Raw genomic sequence first — 14,351 nt, 5'->3', positions numbered from 1 at the left:
CGCCGACCGTCACCAGCGCCGGGACCAGCCGCCGGTAGACCCGCCACAGCATCAGCAGCACCAGCGGCAGGATCACCAGCTCGGCGCGCAGGAAGTCGCCGCGGGCCTGCTCCATGACCTGCCGGAACACCTCGTCGCCGCCGCCGACGCGCACCTGGAGGACCGGGCCGTCGCGGGTGAAGCGCGGGGCCAGCTCCGGCAGCACCTCGCGGCGGACCCGGTCGGCGTCGCCGGGCACCCAGGCCAGCACCAGGGCCTGGCGGGCGTCGGTCCCGCGCAGCGTTCCGGCGCTGCCGCGCGTCCAGTACGACCAGGCGTCGCCGACGCCGGGCCGGGCGCGCAGCTCCTCGGTCAGCGCGCGTCCGGCGGCGGCCGCGACCGGGTCGTCGACGGTGCCGTTCCGGGCGGTGACCAGCAGCGCCACGTTCGGGCTGCCGGTGGAGTGCTCCCGGGCCAGCACGTCGCGGACCCGCATCAACTCCGACCCGGGCGCCTCGAACCGGTTGAGCGACAACGCGCCGATCGTCCCCGCGCCGACCAGCGCCGCCCCGACCGCCAGCAGCACACCGGCGGTGACGATCCACCGCGCCCGGCGCACGAGTGTCCTTCCCAGCATGGGTTCCCCCGCTCCGATTTACGAGCGATCGCTCGTGTTTCGACCGGAGATTACGAGCAATCACTCGCGTTTGCAATACTCTGCTGACAGACGGGGAAGGGGCGGCGTTGGCGGACGAGGAGCGGCCGCGCAGGCGGCAGGCGCGCGGCGAACGGCGGATGGCCGAGATCCTGACGGCCGCCGCGCGGGTGTTCGCCGACATCGGCTACGAGGCGGCCACCACCAACCGCATCGCCGCCGCGGCCGGGATCTCGCCGGGCTCGCTGTACCAGTTCTTCGCCAACAAGGAGGCGATCGCCCAGGCGCTGGCGGACCGCTTCGTGGCCGACATGGGGGCGGCGCACCGGGAGGCGTTCGACTCCCTCGACTTCGCGGCGCTGGAGCTGCCGGAGCTGGTCGACCGGATGGCGGACCCGATCGTGGCGTTCAACCTGGCCAACCCCGGCTTCAAGGCCCTGTTCGCCCGCCCCGACATGCCGCCGGGCCTGGCCGCCGCCGCCCGCCCCATCCAGGCGGCGCTGCTGGGCCGCGTCGAGAAGATGATCGCCGTCCGCGCCCCGGACCTGCCCGCCGCCGACCGCGCCCGCACGGCCCGCGTCCTGGTCCGCGTCTTCCAGGCGATGATCTCGATGGTCACCGCGGCCGACGAGGCCGAACGCCCCGCCGAGATCAGGGAGATGAAGAAGGTCCTGCTCGGCTACCTGGAGCCGGTGGTGGGGCGATCGGGCTCTTGAGGAGTCGCGTCCACAGCGTCCGCGGGCAGGACGCGGCCGTCCGCGTGGACGACGCTAGTCTCCGGCCATGACGCTTGATGAGCACCTGGCGATCGTGGACGAGCTGCTCGCCTCGCCGTTCCTCGAACGGAGCGAGTGGACCGGAGGCGCTCTCAGCGGGCCCGGTCACCATGTGAGGGTCCTCGAAGCCAGCCAGGACTTCTGGGAGAGCCGCGACCCTGAGATCACCGAAGCCGCCGAGGAACGGATCGACTCCGCGCTCCAGGCGCTGGCGGAGGTGTTCACCACGCGCTGGGGCGCTCCCGGAAAGATGGACCTGGAACCGTATCTGGAGAGCACGGCTCCAGCGCCTGAGCCCATGGCGCAGCTCTGCCTGCTCAGCTCCCAGATGCTGGTCTGGCGGCCCGCGGCGGCCGATCGGTGGGTCGGCCTGTGCGTCGGGCAGGCCGACGCGGAGTTCCCCATCGAGCTGCGTGTGGTCGTCGCCGACGTTGCGATCCTGGTCGAGCCGAAGCCGTGACGGGTCGCGCCGCCAGTGAGGGCGAGCGTGAAGGGTTCCGGCTTCCCGGCGGGGCTCGTCGGGTCCGCCTCAGGTGGTGTGGGGCCTTCCCGCGCCGCGTGGGGCCAGGACGGCCCGCAGTCGCTCGACCGCGGTGATCAGCGTGCTGTCGTCGACGGCGAAGCACACGCGGATGCGGCCGGGGGCGCGGAACGCCTCGCCGGGCACGACCGCCAGACGGGCGGTGTCCAGGAGCCACGCGGCGAGGTCGGCGCCGCTGGTCCAGCCGCGGTCGCGGAGCAGCGCGCCGACGTCGGGGAAGGCGAACATGCCGCCGTCGGGCAGCGGGCAGTCGATGCCGTCGATCCCGTTCAGCGCCCGCACCAGCAGCGCGCGCCGGCGGCGGTAGTCGGACGCGGCCCGGACGGGGGTGGCGGTGTCGTCCAGGGCGGCCAGGGCGGCCCGCTGGTTGACCGTCGGGACGTGGGTGATGGTGCGGGACACGTGCAGCCGCGCCGAGGCGATGACCTGCGGCGGCGCGGCGAGCCAGCCGACGCGCCAGCCGGTCATGGCGTGTTCCTTGGACACGCCGCCCACCACGACGGCGCGGCCGCGCAGTGAGGGGGCCGCCCGCAGGATGGACCGGTAGGTCCCGGTGTAGTCGAAGGCCCGGTAGATGTCGTCGCTGATGACCCAGACGTCGTGCCGCCGCGCCCAGTCGGCGATCTGCCGCAGCCGGGCCTCGGGGTGGACGGCGCCGGTGGGGTTGCCGGGGCTGGAGAGGATCACCGCCCGCGTGCGCGGGGATCGGCGGGTCTCCAGGGCCTCGGCGGAGAGCCGGAACGTCCGGTCGGTGGCGACCGGGACGGCGATGCCGCCGGCGGCGGTGACGGCCTCGGCGTGGCCGGGCCAGCCGGGCGCGGCGACCAGGACCTCCTCGCCGGCGCCGACCAGGGCCTGGACGGCCAGGAAGAGGGCGTGCTTGGCGCCGAGGGTGACCTGGACGTCGTCGGGGGTCCAGGAGAGCCGGGTGTCACCGGCGACGGCGGTGGCGACGCGCTCGCGCAGGGCCGGGTCGCCCTGCGCTGTCGCGTAGTGGTGGGTGGCGGGGTCGCGGGCGGCGTCGACGGCGGCCTGAACGACCACGGCGCTGGTGGCCGCCTGGGGCTCTCCGGCGGCCAGGGTGATGACGTCCACGCCCTGGGCCCGCAGCGCCCGCGCCTTGTCGGCCACGGCGAGGATCGGGTTGTCGGTCATCGTCGTCACCGCCCGGCGGCTTCGAAGCCGTCGTGCAGCTCCAGGGTGCTGCGGCCTTCCCGCAGCCGCTCCATCAGCTCCCTCTCGTGGGCCACGCGCGCGTCGGCGCGGTCGAGGATCGGCCGGGTGTCGGACGCGGGAAGCGCCACGACTCCGTCGAGGTCCCCGACGACGAGGTCACCGGCGTGGACGACGACACCGCCGACGGTGACGGGACGCCCCAGGACGCCGCGGAAGTCCTTGCGGGTGCCGAAGATCGCGTTGTTGCGCGAGAAGACCGGGAAGCCCAGCGCCTGGATCTCCGCCGCGTCCCGGACGCCGCCGTCGATGAGCAGGCCCGCGATCTCGCGCTGTCGGGCGGCCACCGTGAGGATCTCGCCCCAGTGGCCGAAGCGGGCGCCGCCGACGTCGGCGACCAGGACCGAGCCGGGCGGCGCCTCCAGGACGGCGTGGTGCAGGGCGAGGTTGTCCCCGCCGGCGCCCTGCACGGTGAACGCCGGGCCGCACAGCCGGGCACCGGGCCACAGCGGCCGGATCCGCGGGGAGAGCGCCACGGGAAGCCCGGACGCCTCGGACAGGGTGGCGCTGGAGTGGCCTCGGGCGAGGTCGTTCGTGCTCACGAGGGGTCCTTACGGGTCTGTAGGGAGTGGTAGCCGTGCCGTGCACGCGCCTCGGCGAGGGTGGCGCCGCCGAGGACGGCCTCGACGACGGCCTCCTCGACGCGGTCGATGCGCCGCGCGATGTCCGCCACTTCGTCCCAGCGCCCGGCCGGGACGGCCACGGCGCCGTCGTCGTCGGCCACGAGGACGTCGCCGGGGTGGACGAGGACGCCGCCGATGGTGACGGCCGCCTGGACCGCGGCCACCCGCACGCGGTCCTTACCGGTGCGCATGAACCGGGAGACCGACCAGATCGGGTAACCGGCGGCGGCCGCGACGGCGACATCCCGGCAGGCGCCGTGGATGACGGTGCCCGCGATGCCGCGCTCGCGGGCGGTCCGGCTCATGATGCCGCCCCACACCGTGCAGTCGGTGCGGCCGGCGTTGTCGATCAGGACCACCGCGCCGGCGGGGACGTCGTCCAGGAAGTCGCCCACCGTGCCGCCGGTCTCGCCGACCGGTTCGTAGGTGACGGTGAAGACCGGTCCGGCCGTCCGCTGGCCCTGGCGCAGCGCGCCGATGCCGTGGAGGGACCCGGGGAGCCCGAGCGAGTCGAGGGCGTCGGAGACCGACGCGGTGGACAGGCCGGCGGCGAGGCGCGAGGCGGCGGTGGGGTCGCTCATCGGCCTACCTCCCCGTCCTCGGTGAGGCGGGCGTCGTGCATGGCCCGGGAGAGCGGCGCGCCCGCGCGCACCTCGCCGGCGATGGCGCGTTCCCGGGTGACGATCGCGGTGGCGATCCGCACCACTTCCTCGGCCCGCTCGCGCGGGACGACGGCCAGGCCGCTCTCGTCGGCGACGACGACGTCGCCCTGCTCGACCGTGAGCCCGGCGACGCCGACCGGCTCGCCGGTGGAGCGCTGCCGCAGCCTGCCCCGCGCCGTGGCCGGGACCGAACCCCGCGCGAACACCGGGAAGCCCAGCTCCCGGGCCTCCGCCACGTCGCGGCACGCGCCGTCGGCGACGACACCGCGAACACCGCGAAGGGACGCGCCCAGGCTCAGGATGCCGCCCCAGCACGACACGTCGGTGCGGCCCTGGTTGTCGACGACGATCACGCTCTGGTCATCGCACCTCTCGACGGCCGTGGTGATGATGTGGGCTCCGGCGGGTCCTTCGGCACGCGGTTCGAGCCCCACGGTGACGGCGAACCCCACCACCGCCGCGGGACCCCACACCGGACCGATGCCGCCGACGCCGCAAGGAAGCCCGAGCCGGTCGAGGGCGTCGCTGACCGCGGCGGAGTCGAGCGCCGCGAAGCGGTCCAGGAGAGATGAGTCGCTCATGCCCTCCACTTCAGCAGCCTCCAGATATATTCGGAAGGTCTGATCACCTCTCTCAGTAAGAGGCCGAGCGAATCATGGTTGAGATCCGGCAGGCCCGGTACTTCGTCGCGGTCGCCGAAGAACTCCACTTCGGACGCGCGGCGCGGCGGCTGCGGATGTCCCAGCCGCCGCTGTCCCAGGCGATCAAACAGCTGGAGCACCAACTCGGCTGTGAACTGCTGCACCGCACCCAGCGGTCGGTCGCCCTCAGCCACGCCGGAGCGGTGTTCCTGAACCACTGCCGCGCCCTGATCCGGCAGGCCGAGGAAGCCGAGGCCGCCGCCCGGCAGGCCGCCACCGGGCGCGGTGGACGGCTGAGCCTGGGCGCCGTCGCCTCGGCTTTCTCCTGGCCCCTGCCGCTCGTGCTGGAACGCTTCCACGCGGCCCTGCCGGACGTCGAGATCCGCACCCAGGAGATCGACACCCACGAGGCCGCGAAAGGACTGCTCGACCACTCGCTCGACTGGGCCATCGTGCGCCAGACCGCCCCCGTGCGCGGCACCACCGCGACCTCGCTCTTCGCCGACCGGTTCGTCGCGGCCCTGCCCCCGCGCCACCCCGCCGCCGAGGCCACCGGCCCACTGGACCTGGCCGACCTCGCGGACTCCCCGTGGGTGTGGCTGCACCGCCACATCTCGCCCGACTACCACGACGCCATGGCGGCCCTGTGCCGGGCGGCCGGCTTCAGCCCCGCCCCGGCCCACTGGGCACGGTCGGTGACCTCACAGATCGCCATGGTCGAGTGCGGGCTCGGCGTCACCGTCGTGCCCGCCGCGGCGTCCGCGCCACGCCCCGCCGTCCGCTTCAGACCGCTCCGTCACGCGACGGCGACCATCGAACTCACCGCGATGACGAGATCCGCCCCCGGCGCGCTGGCCGAACGCCTCACCGCCATCACCGTGCGACTGACCGCGGCGCAGGCACCACCCACCGCAGCCGGTGGGAGCCCGTGTTCAAAGCCGGATTGATCTGGTCTGGCCGGGGTGACCGGCACCATCACCAGCAGGTCACGGGGGCCGACCACGACGTGCCGCTCGCGGCCGTTGATCTTCTTTCCCCCGTCGTAGCCGCGCTCGATGCTTGGCGGCCGGGCGCGGGCGGCGTTGCGCGTGCACCCGGACCTGTTCACGACGCTGGTCACGGATCTGGGTGATCACACCGGCTCGGGTCCAGCGGGCGAAGAAGCCATAGACCGTCCGCCAGGGCCAACAGGCCACCTACATCCGCTCAGCCCGGTCGGCCAGGCCACCAGCCTCAGCAGGAAGGGCTGACGTTCGCGTCCTGTTCCGCAGGTGCCGGGGTCCGGCCGGTCTCGGGGCGGCGGCGCAGGTAGTAAGCGCCGGCGAGCACGAGGACGACCGGTCCCCATATGCCGATCGGGGCGGTGCAGATCATCGCCAGTGCCTTCCACCAGCCGTTGTCGTAGGAGATGTCGTCGCCCACGCCGAACACGGTGAGGTGTTGCCCGCCGTCGATCGGCACGGAGCCGAACACCGCGGTGAGGATCAGCCCGCCGAGCACCGCGGGGATGACCGCCGCCAGGGGCCGGACTCGCCTGCCGCCGACCAACGGGATCCAGGCGGGCGCGACCTCACCCCAGCGGCGCACCAGCCCGATGCACAGGAAGGCGATCAGCTCCGACACCACGCTCAGCGCGAACACATACGGAATGCTCACCCACAAACTCGGCATGCCGGCCTCGTGCTGCTGTCCCATGTCGAAATGGAAGGCGAAAGGCAGCCGCCACAGGCAGGAGGGCAACAGCAGCAACGGCATCGCATAGGCGAGTCGCAGCACCCGACGCGGAACGGGCCGCTCGGTGTCGCCGCCGGCCGGGGCGGTGTGCAGGATCATGCGCACGAACGTGTCGATGGCCATGGCCACCAGCGTTCCCTCCCGCCCCGCCCTGGTGATCACCCGTGCCGGGCGGGACGCTCCCCCGCCCGGGTGATTCATGTCCGCGAGACTGCGGCGATGGCGAATCCGGTGCCGCTGACCTGGACACGGGGCGGCGGTGGGCGGCTGGCCTACACCACGGTGCCTATCACCAGATCGCCATGGTCGGCGCCATCCGCTACCAGGTCCTTCAAAGCCCTCCTGAGCGCCGGGTTCAGAGACAGGCACTGACGGCCGACGCGGAATACCGACCGCGCGGACGGTCTCGCCTCCGGTTCTGCCCAAGCAGGTGCCCGGCGTTCCGGCATCGGCGTCGCCGCCGCTCTCGTCCGCCTCCGCTGACTCACCGCATGAGAGGACCCCTCATGCGGGAGGGGCCGTCTGGGAGGAGGCCGGTGACGGGGCCAAACCGGCGAGAGCGGTGTCCACGATCGCGTTGATGTGCTCCTCGTCGGGGAGACGCTGGCGTATGAGATAGCGGTAGTAGATGGGGCCGTAAAGCAGCTCGACGACGAGGTCGGGAGCCAGGTCCGGGCGGATCTGGCCCTGGCGTTGCGCGAGCTGGATGCGCTGGACGGCGGCGGCCACCAGATGGCTGATGAGACGGTCCCACAGGGCGCGGGCGAGTTCGGGGTCCTGCTGGGCCTCGCCGATCAGCGCGGCGTAGTGGGGGCCGATGTCGGGGCTGGCGATGCTGCCGGCGACGGTCACCATCTGCGTTTTGAGATCGGCGGCCACGTCCGCGGTGTGGGGGAAGGCGACGTCCGTCACGGCGGACACCAGCCCGTCCAGCAGGACGGCGGACTTGGAGGGCCACCACCGGTAGATCGTGTTCTTGCCGACCCCGGCGCGGGCGGCGATGCCCTCGATGCTGAGCTTGCGGTAGCCGACCTCACGGCAGAGGTCCAAAGCGGCTCGCACGATGGCCCTGGCTGACTCTTCGCTGCGGCGTTCCGGTCGTCGGGGTGACATGACCCCAGGATAACCATCAGGCGGCACGGATCGTTCCGTCTTGACTGCGCGCGAACGATGCGCGCATACTTCAGGCGGCACGGAGCGTTCCGTATCGCTTAGCGTGGCGGCGCGGCCCTCGCCCCCACCGCCTGAAAGGTTGCAACACGTGGAGTACACCCGCCTTGGCCGCAGTGGCCTTTCCGTGTCCCGGCTCGTGCTCGGCACCATGAACTTCGGGCCCCAGACGGCCGAGAAGGACAGCCACACGATCATGGACCGCGCGCACGAGCACGGCGTCAACTTCTTCGACACCGCCAACGTGTACGGCGTGGAGCCGGGCGACGGCGTCACCGAAGAGATCATCGGCCGGTGGTTCACCACCGGTGGCGGACGGCGCGAGAAGACCGTCCTGGCCACCAAGCTCTACCTCCCGACGGGCGACTGGCCCAACGAGAGGTTCCTGTCGGCGCTGAACATCCGGCGCGCGTGCGAGGCGTCCCTCAGGCGCCTGCAGACCGACCACATCGACCTGTACCAGATGCACCACGTCGACCGGGACACGCCGTGGGAGGAGATCTGGGAGGCGTTCAGCGTCCTGCGCCAGCAGGGCAAGGTGCTCTACTTCGGCTCCTCCAACTTCGCCGGCTGGCATATCGCGCAGGCGCAGGAGGCCGCCCGGTCCCGGCACCTCCTCGGCCTGGTCAGCGAGCAGTCGATCTACAACCTGATGAACCGTTGGGTCGAGCTGGAAGTGCTGCCCGCGGCGAGGCACTACGGGCTGGGCGTCATCCCGTGGTCGCCGCTGCACGGCGGAGTGCTCGGCGGCGTCCTCCGCAAGCAGAGGGAGGGCGGCGCCTCCCGGGGCGACTCGGGGCGCTCGGCCGCCACGCTCGCCCGGCACCGGGAGACCATCGAGGCGTACGAGAAGCTGTGCGCCGAGCTCGGCGAGGACCCGGCCCACATCGGGATGGCGTGGCTGCTCGCGCAGGACGGCGTGACCGGGCCGATCATCGGACCGCGGACGGTCGAGCAGCTCGACGGCTCGCTGCGCGCCCTGCGGATCACGCTCGACGACGGCACGCTCGCCAGGCTGGACGAGCTCTTCCCCCCGCCCGCGCCCAACGGGGCCAAGCCCGCGCCCGAGGCGTACGCCTGGTGATCACACCCCGGCGCGGCGGACCGGCCGGTGGAACAGCCCCCTCGAACGAAAGGCAGAACCTTGACCGCACCGGAAGTCGCCTTCGGCTTCGGCACGCACCCCGGCATCGACGACGCGCAGGAGCTGCTGCGCATGGCGCAGCTGGCCGACCGCGCCGAGCTCGACCACTTCTCGCTCTCCGACCACCCCTACATCGGCGGCCGCCTGGACGCCTACGCCTCGATCGGTTTCATCCTGGGGCGTACACAGCACATCTCGGGCTTCGCCAACGTCACCAACCTGCCGACCCGGCCGGCCCCCGTGCTGGCGCGGACGCTGGCATCGCTGTCGGCGCTGTCGGGCGGCCGCGTCGTGCTCGGCATGGGCGCGGGCGGGCTGTGGGACCGGATCTCCGACATGGGAGTGCCGCGGCTGTCGCCCGGCGATGCCGTGGACGCCTTCGAGGAGGCGATCGTCCTGGTCAAGATGCTCTCGGGCGGCGGCCCACCGGTCACCTACCAGGGCCGCCACTACCAGGTGAACGAGATCGAGCCGTCTCCGGTGGCCGCGCCTCCGGTGTGGACCGGATCGGTCGGCCGAAAGTCCCTGGCCGCCACCGGCCGGGTGGCCGACGGCTGGATCCCCGGCCACGCGGCGGACTGGCTCAGCGAGCGGTACCGGGCGTCGCGCCCGGTCATCGACGAGGCGGCGGCGGCCGTGGGCCGCGATCCGCGCGAGATCCGCACGATCTTCAATTTCCCCGGGCGCGTCACCGACCGGCCGCTGCCCGCCACGCGTGACCGCGAGGGCCGCTGGGTCGGCGGTTCCGTCGGCCAGTGGACCGAGGAACTGACCGGCGCCGTCCTGGAACACGGCGCGTCGGGCTTCACGCTCTTCTCGGCCGGCGGCGGAACACCCGACCTCGTCTCACTCGGCCGCTGGGCCGACGAGATCGTCCCGGCCGTCCGCGAGGCGATCGCGAAGGACGAACGCGGCTGAGCCCTCTCATGACGCTCACCGGGCCAGGTGGATGACCTTGCTTGCATGGGTGCGGCTCATTTCCAGGGAAGTGATGGAGTCCACCGCCGTCGGCAAGTCGAAGTTCCCGGCCGCCTGGGCGGGTCGCGGCATGCGGATGAAGGTGCCATCGGCGAAATCTGGTGAACGGGCACGTCCCGCCGGTCGTCCGCGGCGGGGTTTCGGCTCAGGCCGCCGGACCGCGGTTCGCGAGCCACCAGGCGCGCACCCGCTCCATGGACTGTTCGTGGTGGCGAGCGATCGGCGCCATCGTCCGAGGGCCGTTCTTGAACGCGGTCACCGAGGTCCGGCGTCGCCTGCCCGCGTGGTCCTGCCAGGAGATCTCGGCGTCCAGGACGTGGACGGCGATGACCCGGTCGACGGGCACGCGCGCGGTCCTCAGGTAGCCCCGAACGACGATCTCGCCGGGCCGGCAGACGACGCCCATCAGGAACCCGCGGACCGCCAGCACCACCCCGAAAGCCAGCATCGCCAGCGTGACCACGACGGCGACGGCCATGCCAAGGGCGGAACCCTCCGCCAGAGGTTCCAGGACCGCCCCTGACACGCCTATGGCGGGGAGGACGGTGACGCTGAGGAACGCTTGGGCGACGCGGGTCACGAGCCTCGGCCGGAACGTCGGTTCTCCCATGGGGATCGGACGTCCCCTCCCCGTCCCCGGTTTCGCTCGATGACAGCGCGTCCGCCGTCCGGCCTTGGGGGAAAGCGTCCCGGGCCGGACGGCGGTAGGCGTCAGGTGGAGCTGTCCGAGGTGGTCCGCGAGGGTCACACGTGCTTGGTCATGCCGCCGTCGATGAGGTACTCGTTGCCGGTGATGTTGCTCGGTGAGGCGAGGAACGCGATGAGGCGCGCCACCTCCTGCGCCGTGCTGAGGCGGCCGGTGGTCACGCCGAACCCGCCCATCGCCTGCTCCACGAACGCCTCGTGGGGGACGCCCTGCTCCCTCGCCAGACGGCCGACGAAGCCGTCGGGGTCGGTCCACACCCCGGTGTCCACCGGTCCCGGCGACACGGTGACGGCCCGCACCCCCTGGTCTCCGAACTGCTCGGCAATCACCTTGGTGAGGGCGTTGAGCGCGGCCTTGGAGACGTTGTAGTCGGCGGGCCCGGCGGTGAGGTTGCGCGCCCCGACCGACGAGACGTTGATGATCGTGCCCTTCCGTTCGACCAGGCTGGGAAGCGCGGCGCGGCTGGCTCGCAGCGCGCTGTAGAAGTGCAGGTCGAAGGTGTGCTCCCAGGCGTCGTCGGGCAGTTCGAGCAGGTTGAGCAGGACGCCCTTGGCGAAGTCGTCGGTGTCGCCGACCCCCACGTTGTTGACGAGCAGGTCGATGCCGCCGAGCTCGTCGATGGCCCTGTCGATGAGCCGGGCCGGTCCATCGGCGGTGGCGAGGTCGACGGTCACGGGGACGGCGCCGGTCTCCTTCAGCTCCGCCGTGATGGTGCGCGAGCCGGTGACCACGCGCATTCCCTCGGCGAGCAGGGTGCGGACGAGCGCCAGGCCGATGCCCTTGCTGCCGCCGGTGACGACCGCGGTCTTGCCTGCCAGTTGCAGATCCACTGGGTGTTCTCCTTGTGTCATGGCCGCGGCGCGGCCAGGTCGGGTGCGGGCCGGTGCCGGTGCGGTCGGGCCTGTCCCGTCCGCGGTCGCAGCCCGATCCAGACCAGGGCCACGCTGATGACCGTCACGGCCACGTTCACGCTCAGCGCGAGGCGGATGCCGGTGAGCTCGACGCTCCGGGTCGCGGCGACCGCGCTCAGGATCGGGATGCCGACGGAGACGGCCACCTGCTGGGTCATCGTGGTCAGGCCCGTGGCCAGGCCCTGCTCCTCGTCCGGCAGGCCCGACGTTCCGGTCACCGTGTACGCCACGATGGCCGCGACGTGCCCGAAGAAGCCGACGAACAGCGCCGGGACCAGGACCACGAGCGCCGTCCGGCCGGTGCCGAGGAAGACCAGGGGAAGGGTGGCGAGGCCCTGGACGAGCATGGCCGTGGTCAGGACCTCGCGGGCGCCGAAACGTCCGACCAGACGTCCGGCGATCACTCCGGCCGCCACCGCGGCCAGACCGGGAACGCCGAAGACCAGGCCGGTGGCCAGGGGTGAGAAGTCCAGGACGCGCTGCAGATACAGCGTCAGCAGGAAGATCATCCCGGTTTCCATGGCGAAGATCACGAACCCCGCGTAGTTGCCCCACTTCACCGTGGGCCGCCGGAGGATGCGGACCGGGGCGAGCGGCGCGGGCGCCCTCAGCTCGATCATCCAGAACGCGGCGAGCAGCACCGCGCCGAGCCCGGCCGCGATGACGTTCCTCTCGACGATCGCGTAGACGACGGCCAGCAGGCCGCCGGTCACGGTGACCGCACCGGCGAGGTCCGGCTTCGCCCGCTCGGGCGTCCGGCTCTCGCCGATCACCAGCGGCGTGCACACCAGCACCAGCACGGTGACCGGAATGTTGATCAGGAAGGTGGCGCGCCAGCCCAGCAGGCTGACCAGGGAGCCGCCGACCAGCGCGCCGACGGTGAAGCCGCCGGACAGCAGCGCGCCGTTGAGGCCGAGGGCGCGTTCGCGCGTCGCGCCTTCCGCGAACGTGGTGGTGAGCAGGGACAGCGCCGCGGGGAGCACCATCGCGGTGGCCAGGCCCTGCAACGCACGCGCGGTCAGCAGCACCTCGGGGCTGGACGCCAGGCCACCGAGCAACGACGCCCCGGTCAGCAGGACCATGCCGGCCATGAACAGCCCGCGGCGGCCGAACAGGTCCGCCAACCGGCCGAAGAGCAGCGCGAAACCCGCCGAGGGCAACGCGTAGGCGGCGGTGATCCAGGGGTACTCCGCCACCCGCATCCCGACGCCCGCGCCGGTCTCCGGGAGCGCGACGTTGAGGATCGAGAAGTCGACCGACACCATGAACCCGGCGCCGAGCAGGACGAGCAGGATCACCCGCTGCTTGCCGGTGAAACGTGTCGGCGAGGTCGTGCCATCAGACATGAGGCGTCTTTCTCTTTCGTGGACCCGTTGACGGGCACGGGTGACGAGTCGCCGGGCTGACCGGCTCGTTCGGTGACGTGGGGTCTGGGATCAGGGCATGGCGAAGCCCGTCCACGGTCACGGGGTTCCCGCAGCGATGAGCGCGGGTGAAGGACGGGTGTGAGCGCGGCGGCCGGGTGACGACCGTGGGCACGCGCCATCGGCCGGATCGGCCGGTCCACCGTCGGTCAGGTGAGGGAACGGGGACGGAGCGCTAGGGGGCGTCGCGCTCCGCCGCTTCGGCGATGCGTTTGATGTTCGCCAGCCGGCGGTCCCAGTCGGCTGCGAGCGAGGCCATCCACCGCGCCGTCGCGTCCAGCGCCGCGGGCCGCACCGCGTACCGCACCTCGCGTCCGACGCGGCTGCCGCTCACCAGCCCGGCGGCGTCCAGGGTGGCGAGGTGCTTGACCACCGCCTGGCGCGAGACGGGAAGGCGCGCGGCGAGCGTCGTCGCCGTGGCCTCGCCTTCCGCGGCGAGCAGATCGAGCAGCTGGCGTCGGGTCGGGTCGGCCAGCGCGGCGAGGACGCTGTCGACCGCCTGGACGTCGCCGCGGTGTTCGGCCGTCACACCGGTGGCTGCTCGGCGCGCTTCTTGAAGGCGTCGAACACCTGGGCCCAGCCGGTGGTGTTGGACCGCCATGCCTGCTCGCGCGACTTCTGGGACGTGTTCAGTGCCGCGAACCCGCTCTCGACCACGCGCAGCCGCGTCCTGTCGCCTTCGGTGCTCAACGTGAACTCCACCAACGTGCTGTTGTCCTCACGCAACTCTTCTCCGGGGAACGCGCTCGTCCAACGGTAGGCCACGTACGTCGGCGGCTCGACCTTCTCCACGCGCACCCGGACCTCGCCCCCATGGGGGGTGTTCGTGATCAACGACGCGCCCTCCGTGGCCACGGTGCCCGCCACGGCCGCCTCGTCGGCCACCCAGAAGCCGGGCTCGGCCACCAGCGACCACACCCGCTCCAGCGACGCCTCGATCAGGGTCTCACGTTCGATCCGGTCCTCGTTCATGAGGTGACTCCTTCTCGGTCTCCTTTAGTGCAACTCCAGAGTTGCACATGGATTCCCGAGGAGCAACCCTCCGGTTGCACTTCGGTCGGCGAGCACCCCGTCGGGACGGTGCGCGCGCAGGCGCCGCACGGCATCGCATGGCGGCTCCGCACCGGAGTGAGCCGGTGGAACGCGCCTGGCCGCCACGGCCAACCGGCGTTCG

Annotated in this window: 16 protein-coding genes and 1 pseudogene; 5 read left to right on the top strand and 12 right to left on the bottom strand. The window is 72.4% G+C overall.

Going from position 1 to position 14,351, the window contains the following annotated elements:
* Window positions 1-238: 238 nt before the first annotated feature.
* Window positions 239-475: pseudogene (locus tag HNR61_RS47965) on the bottom strand (MMPL family transporter); the annotation flags it as partial.
* A 248-nt stretch (window positions 476-723) separates the two neighbouring features.
* Between HNR61_RS47965 and HNR61_RS20820 the strand changes: the two are divergent.
* A complete protein-coding gene (locus HNR61_RS20820; protein ID WP_220509590.1) occupies window positions 724-1,350 on the top strand; it encodes a TetR/AcrR family transcriptional regulator in 627 nt (208 codons plus the stop codon).
* 67 nt (window positions 1,351-1,417) lie between these two features.
* Window positions 1,418-1,870: a hypothetical protein gene (locus tag HNR61_RS20815; protein ID WP_182844846.1), complete on the top strand. Its 453-nt coding sequence runs from the start codon at window positions 1,418-1,420 to the stop codon at window positions 1,868-1,870.
* Between the two features lie 69 nt (window positions 1,871-1,939).
* Here the strand turns inward: HNR61_RS20815 and HNR61_RS20810 are convergent, their stop codons facing one another.
* From HNR61_RS20810 to HNR61_RS20795, 4 genes are read right to left on the bottom strand one after another with little or no spacing between them, the layout of a single operon-like run.
* Window positions 1,940-3,106 (bottom strand): aminotransferase class I/II-fold pyridoxal phosphate-dependent enzyme, encoded by a 1,167-nt coding sequence (locus tag HNR61_RS20810; RefSeq protein WP_182844845.1) that lies wholly within the window; start codon window positions 3,104-3,106, stop codon window positions 1,940-1,942.
* A gap of 5 nt (window positions 3,107-3,111) precedes the next feature.
* On the bottom strand, window positions 3,112-3,726 hold the full coding sequence (locus HNR61_RS20805) for an RraA family protein (protein ID WP_182844844.1): 615 nt from the start codon (window positions 3,724-3,726) through the stop codon (window positions 3,112-3,114).
* Entirely contained in the window at window positions 3,723-4,388 is a 666-nt protein-coding gene (locus HNR61_RS20800) for an RraA family protein (protein ID WP_182844843.1), read from the bottom strand. The genes HNR61_RS20805 and HNR61_RS20800 overlap by 4 nt, the downstream gene beginning before the upstream one ends.
* Window positions 4,385-5,050, bottom strand: coding sequence for an RraA family protein (locus tag HNR61_RS20795; protein WP_182844842.1), 666 nt, complete (start codon window positions 5,048-5,050; stop codon window positions 4,385-4,387). The genes HNR61_RS20800 and HNR61_RS20795 overlap by 4 nt, the downstream gene beginning before the upstream one ends.
* A gap of 74 nt (window positions 5,051-5,124) precedes the next feature.
* Between HNR61_RS20795 and HNR61_RS20790 the strand changes: the two genes are divergently transcribed.
* Complete coding sequence (locus HNR61_RS20790) at window positions 5,125-6,057, top strand: LysR substrate-binding domain-containing protein (protein WP_182844841.1); 933 nt, start codon at window positions 5,125-5,127, stop codon at window positions 6,055-6,057.
* Between the two features lie 286 nt (window positions 6,058-6,343).
* Here the strand turns inward: HNR61_RS20790 and HNR61_RS20785 are convergent, their stop codons facing one another.
* Together HNR61_RS20785 and HNR61_RS20780 are read right to left on the bottom strand one after the other, a co-directional pair.
* Window positions 6,344-6,967, bottom strand: coding sequence for a hypothetical protein (locus HNR61_RS20785; protein WP_246443246.1), 624 nt, complete (start codon window positions 6,965-6,967; stop codon window positions 6,344-6,346).
* Window positions 6,968-7,348: 381 nt separating this feature from the next.
* Window positions 7,349-7,957, bottom strand: coding sequence for a TetR/AcrR family transcriptional regulator (locus HNR61_RS20780; protein ID WP_182844840.1), 609 nt, complete (start codon window positions 7,955-7,957; stop codon window positions 7,349-7,351).
* 148 nt (window positions 7,958-8,105) lie between these two features.
* Between HNR61_RS20780 and HNR61_RS20775 the strand changes: the two genes are divergently transcribed.
* Together HNR61_RS20775 and HNR61_RS20770 are read left to right on the top strand one after the other, a co-directional pair.
* Entirely contained in the window at window positions 8,106-9,098 is a 993-nt protein-coding gene (locus tag HNR61_RS20775; RefSeq protein ID WP_182844839.1) for an aldo/keto reductase, read from the top strand.
* Between the two features lie 60 nt (window positions 9,099-9,158).
* Window positions 9,159-10,076: an LLM class flavin-dependent oxidoreductase gene (locus HNR61_RS20770; protein WP_182844838.1), complete on the top strand. Its 918-nt coding sequence runs from the start codon at window positions 9,159-9,161 to the stop codon at window positions 10,074-10,076.
* Window positions 10,077-10,281: 205 nt separating this feature from the next.
* On the opposite strand, the gene HNR61_RS20765 is transcribed toward HNR61_RS20770, so the two are convergent.
* The 5 genes from HNR61_RS20765 to HNR61_RS20745 form a co-directional block, all read right to left on the bottom strand.
* Window positions 10,282-10,614, bottom strand: coding sequence for a hypothetical protein (locus HNR61_RS20765; RefSeq protein WP_182844837.1), 333 nt, complete (start codon window positions 10,612-10,614; stop codon window positions 10,282-10,284).
* A gap of 266 nt (window positions 10,615-10,880) precedes the next feature.
* Window positions 10,881-11,672 (bottom strand): SDR family NAD(P)-dependent oxidoreductase, encoded by a 792-nt coding sequence (locus tag HNR61_RS20760; RefSeq protein ID WP_182844836.1) that lies wholly within the window; start codon window positions 11,670-11,672, stop codon window positions 10,881-10,883.
* Between the two features lie 17 nt (window positions 11,673-11,689).
* Complete coding sequence (locus HNR61_RS20755; protein ID WP_182844835.1) at window positions 11,690-13,099, bottom strand: MFS transporter; 1,410 nt, start codon at window positions 13,097-13,099, stop codon at window positions 11,690-11,692.
* Between the two features lie 253 nt (window positions 13,100-13,352).
* Complete coding sequence (locus HNR61_RS49275; RefSeq protein WP_182844834.1) at window positions 13,353-13,706, bottom strand: ArsR/SmtB family transcription factor; 354 nt, start codon at window positions 13,704-13,706, stop codon at window positions 13,353-13,355.
* Window positions 13,703-14,149, bottom strand: a complete 447-nt coding sequence (locus HNR61_RS20745; protein ID WP_182844833.1) for an SRPBCC domain-containing protein — start codon at window positions 14,147-14,149, stop codon at window positions 13,703-13,705. The genes HNR61_RS49275 and HNR61_RS20745 overlap by 4 nt, the downstream gene beginning before the upstream one ends.
* Between the last annotated feature and the right edge of the window lie 202 nt (window positions 14,150-14,351).

Origin of the sequence: Actinomadura kijaniata, assembly GCF_014138665.1 — a bacterium.
GTDB lineage: Bacteria > Actinomycetota > Actinomycetes > Streptosporangiales > Streptosporangiaceae > Spirillospora > Spirillospora kijaniata.
This window is presented reverse-complemented; position numbering and strand designations above follow the sequence as displayed.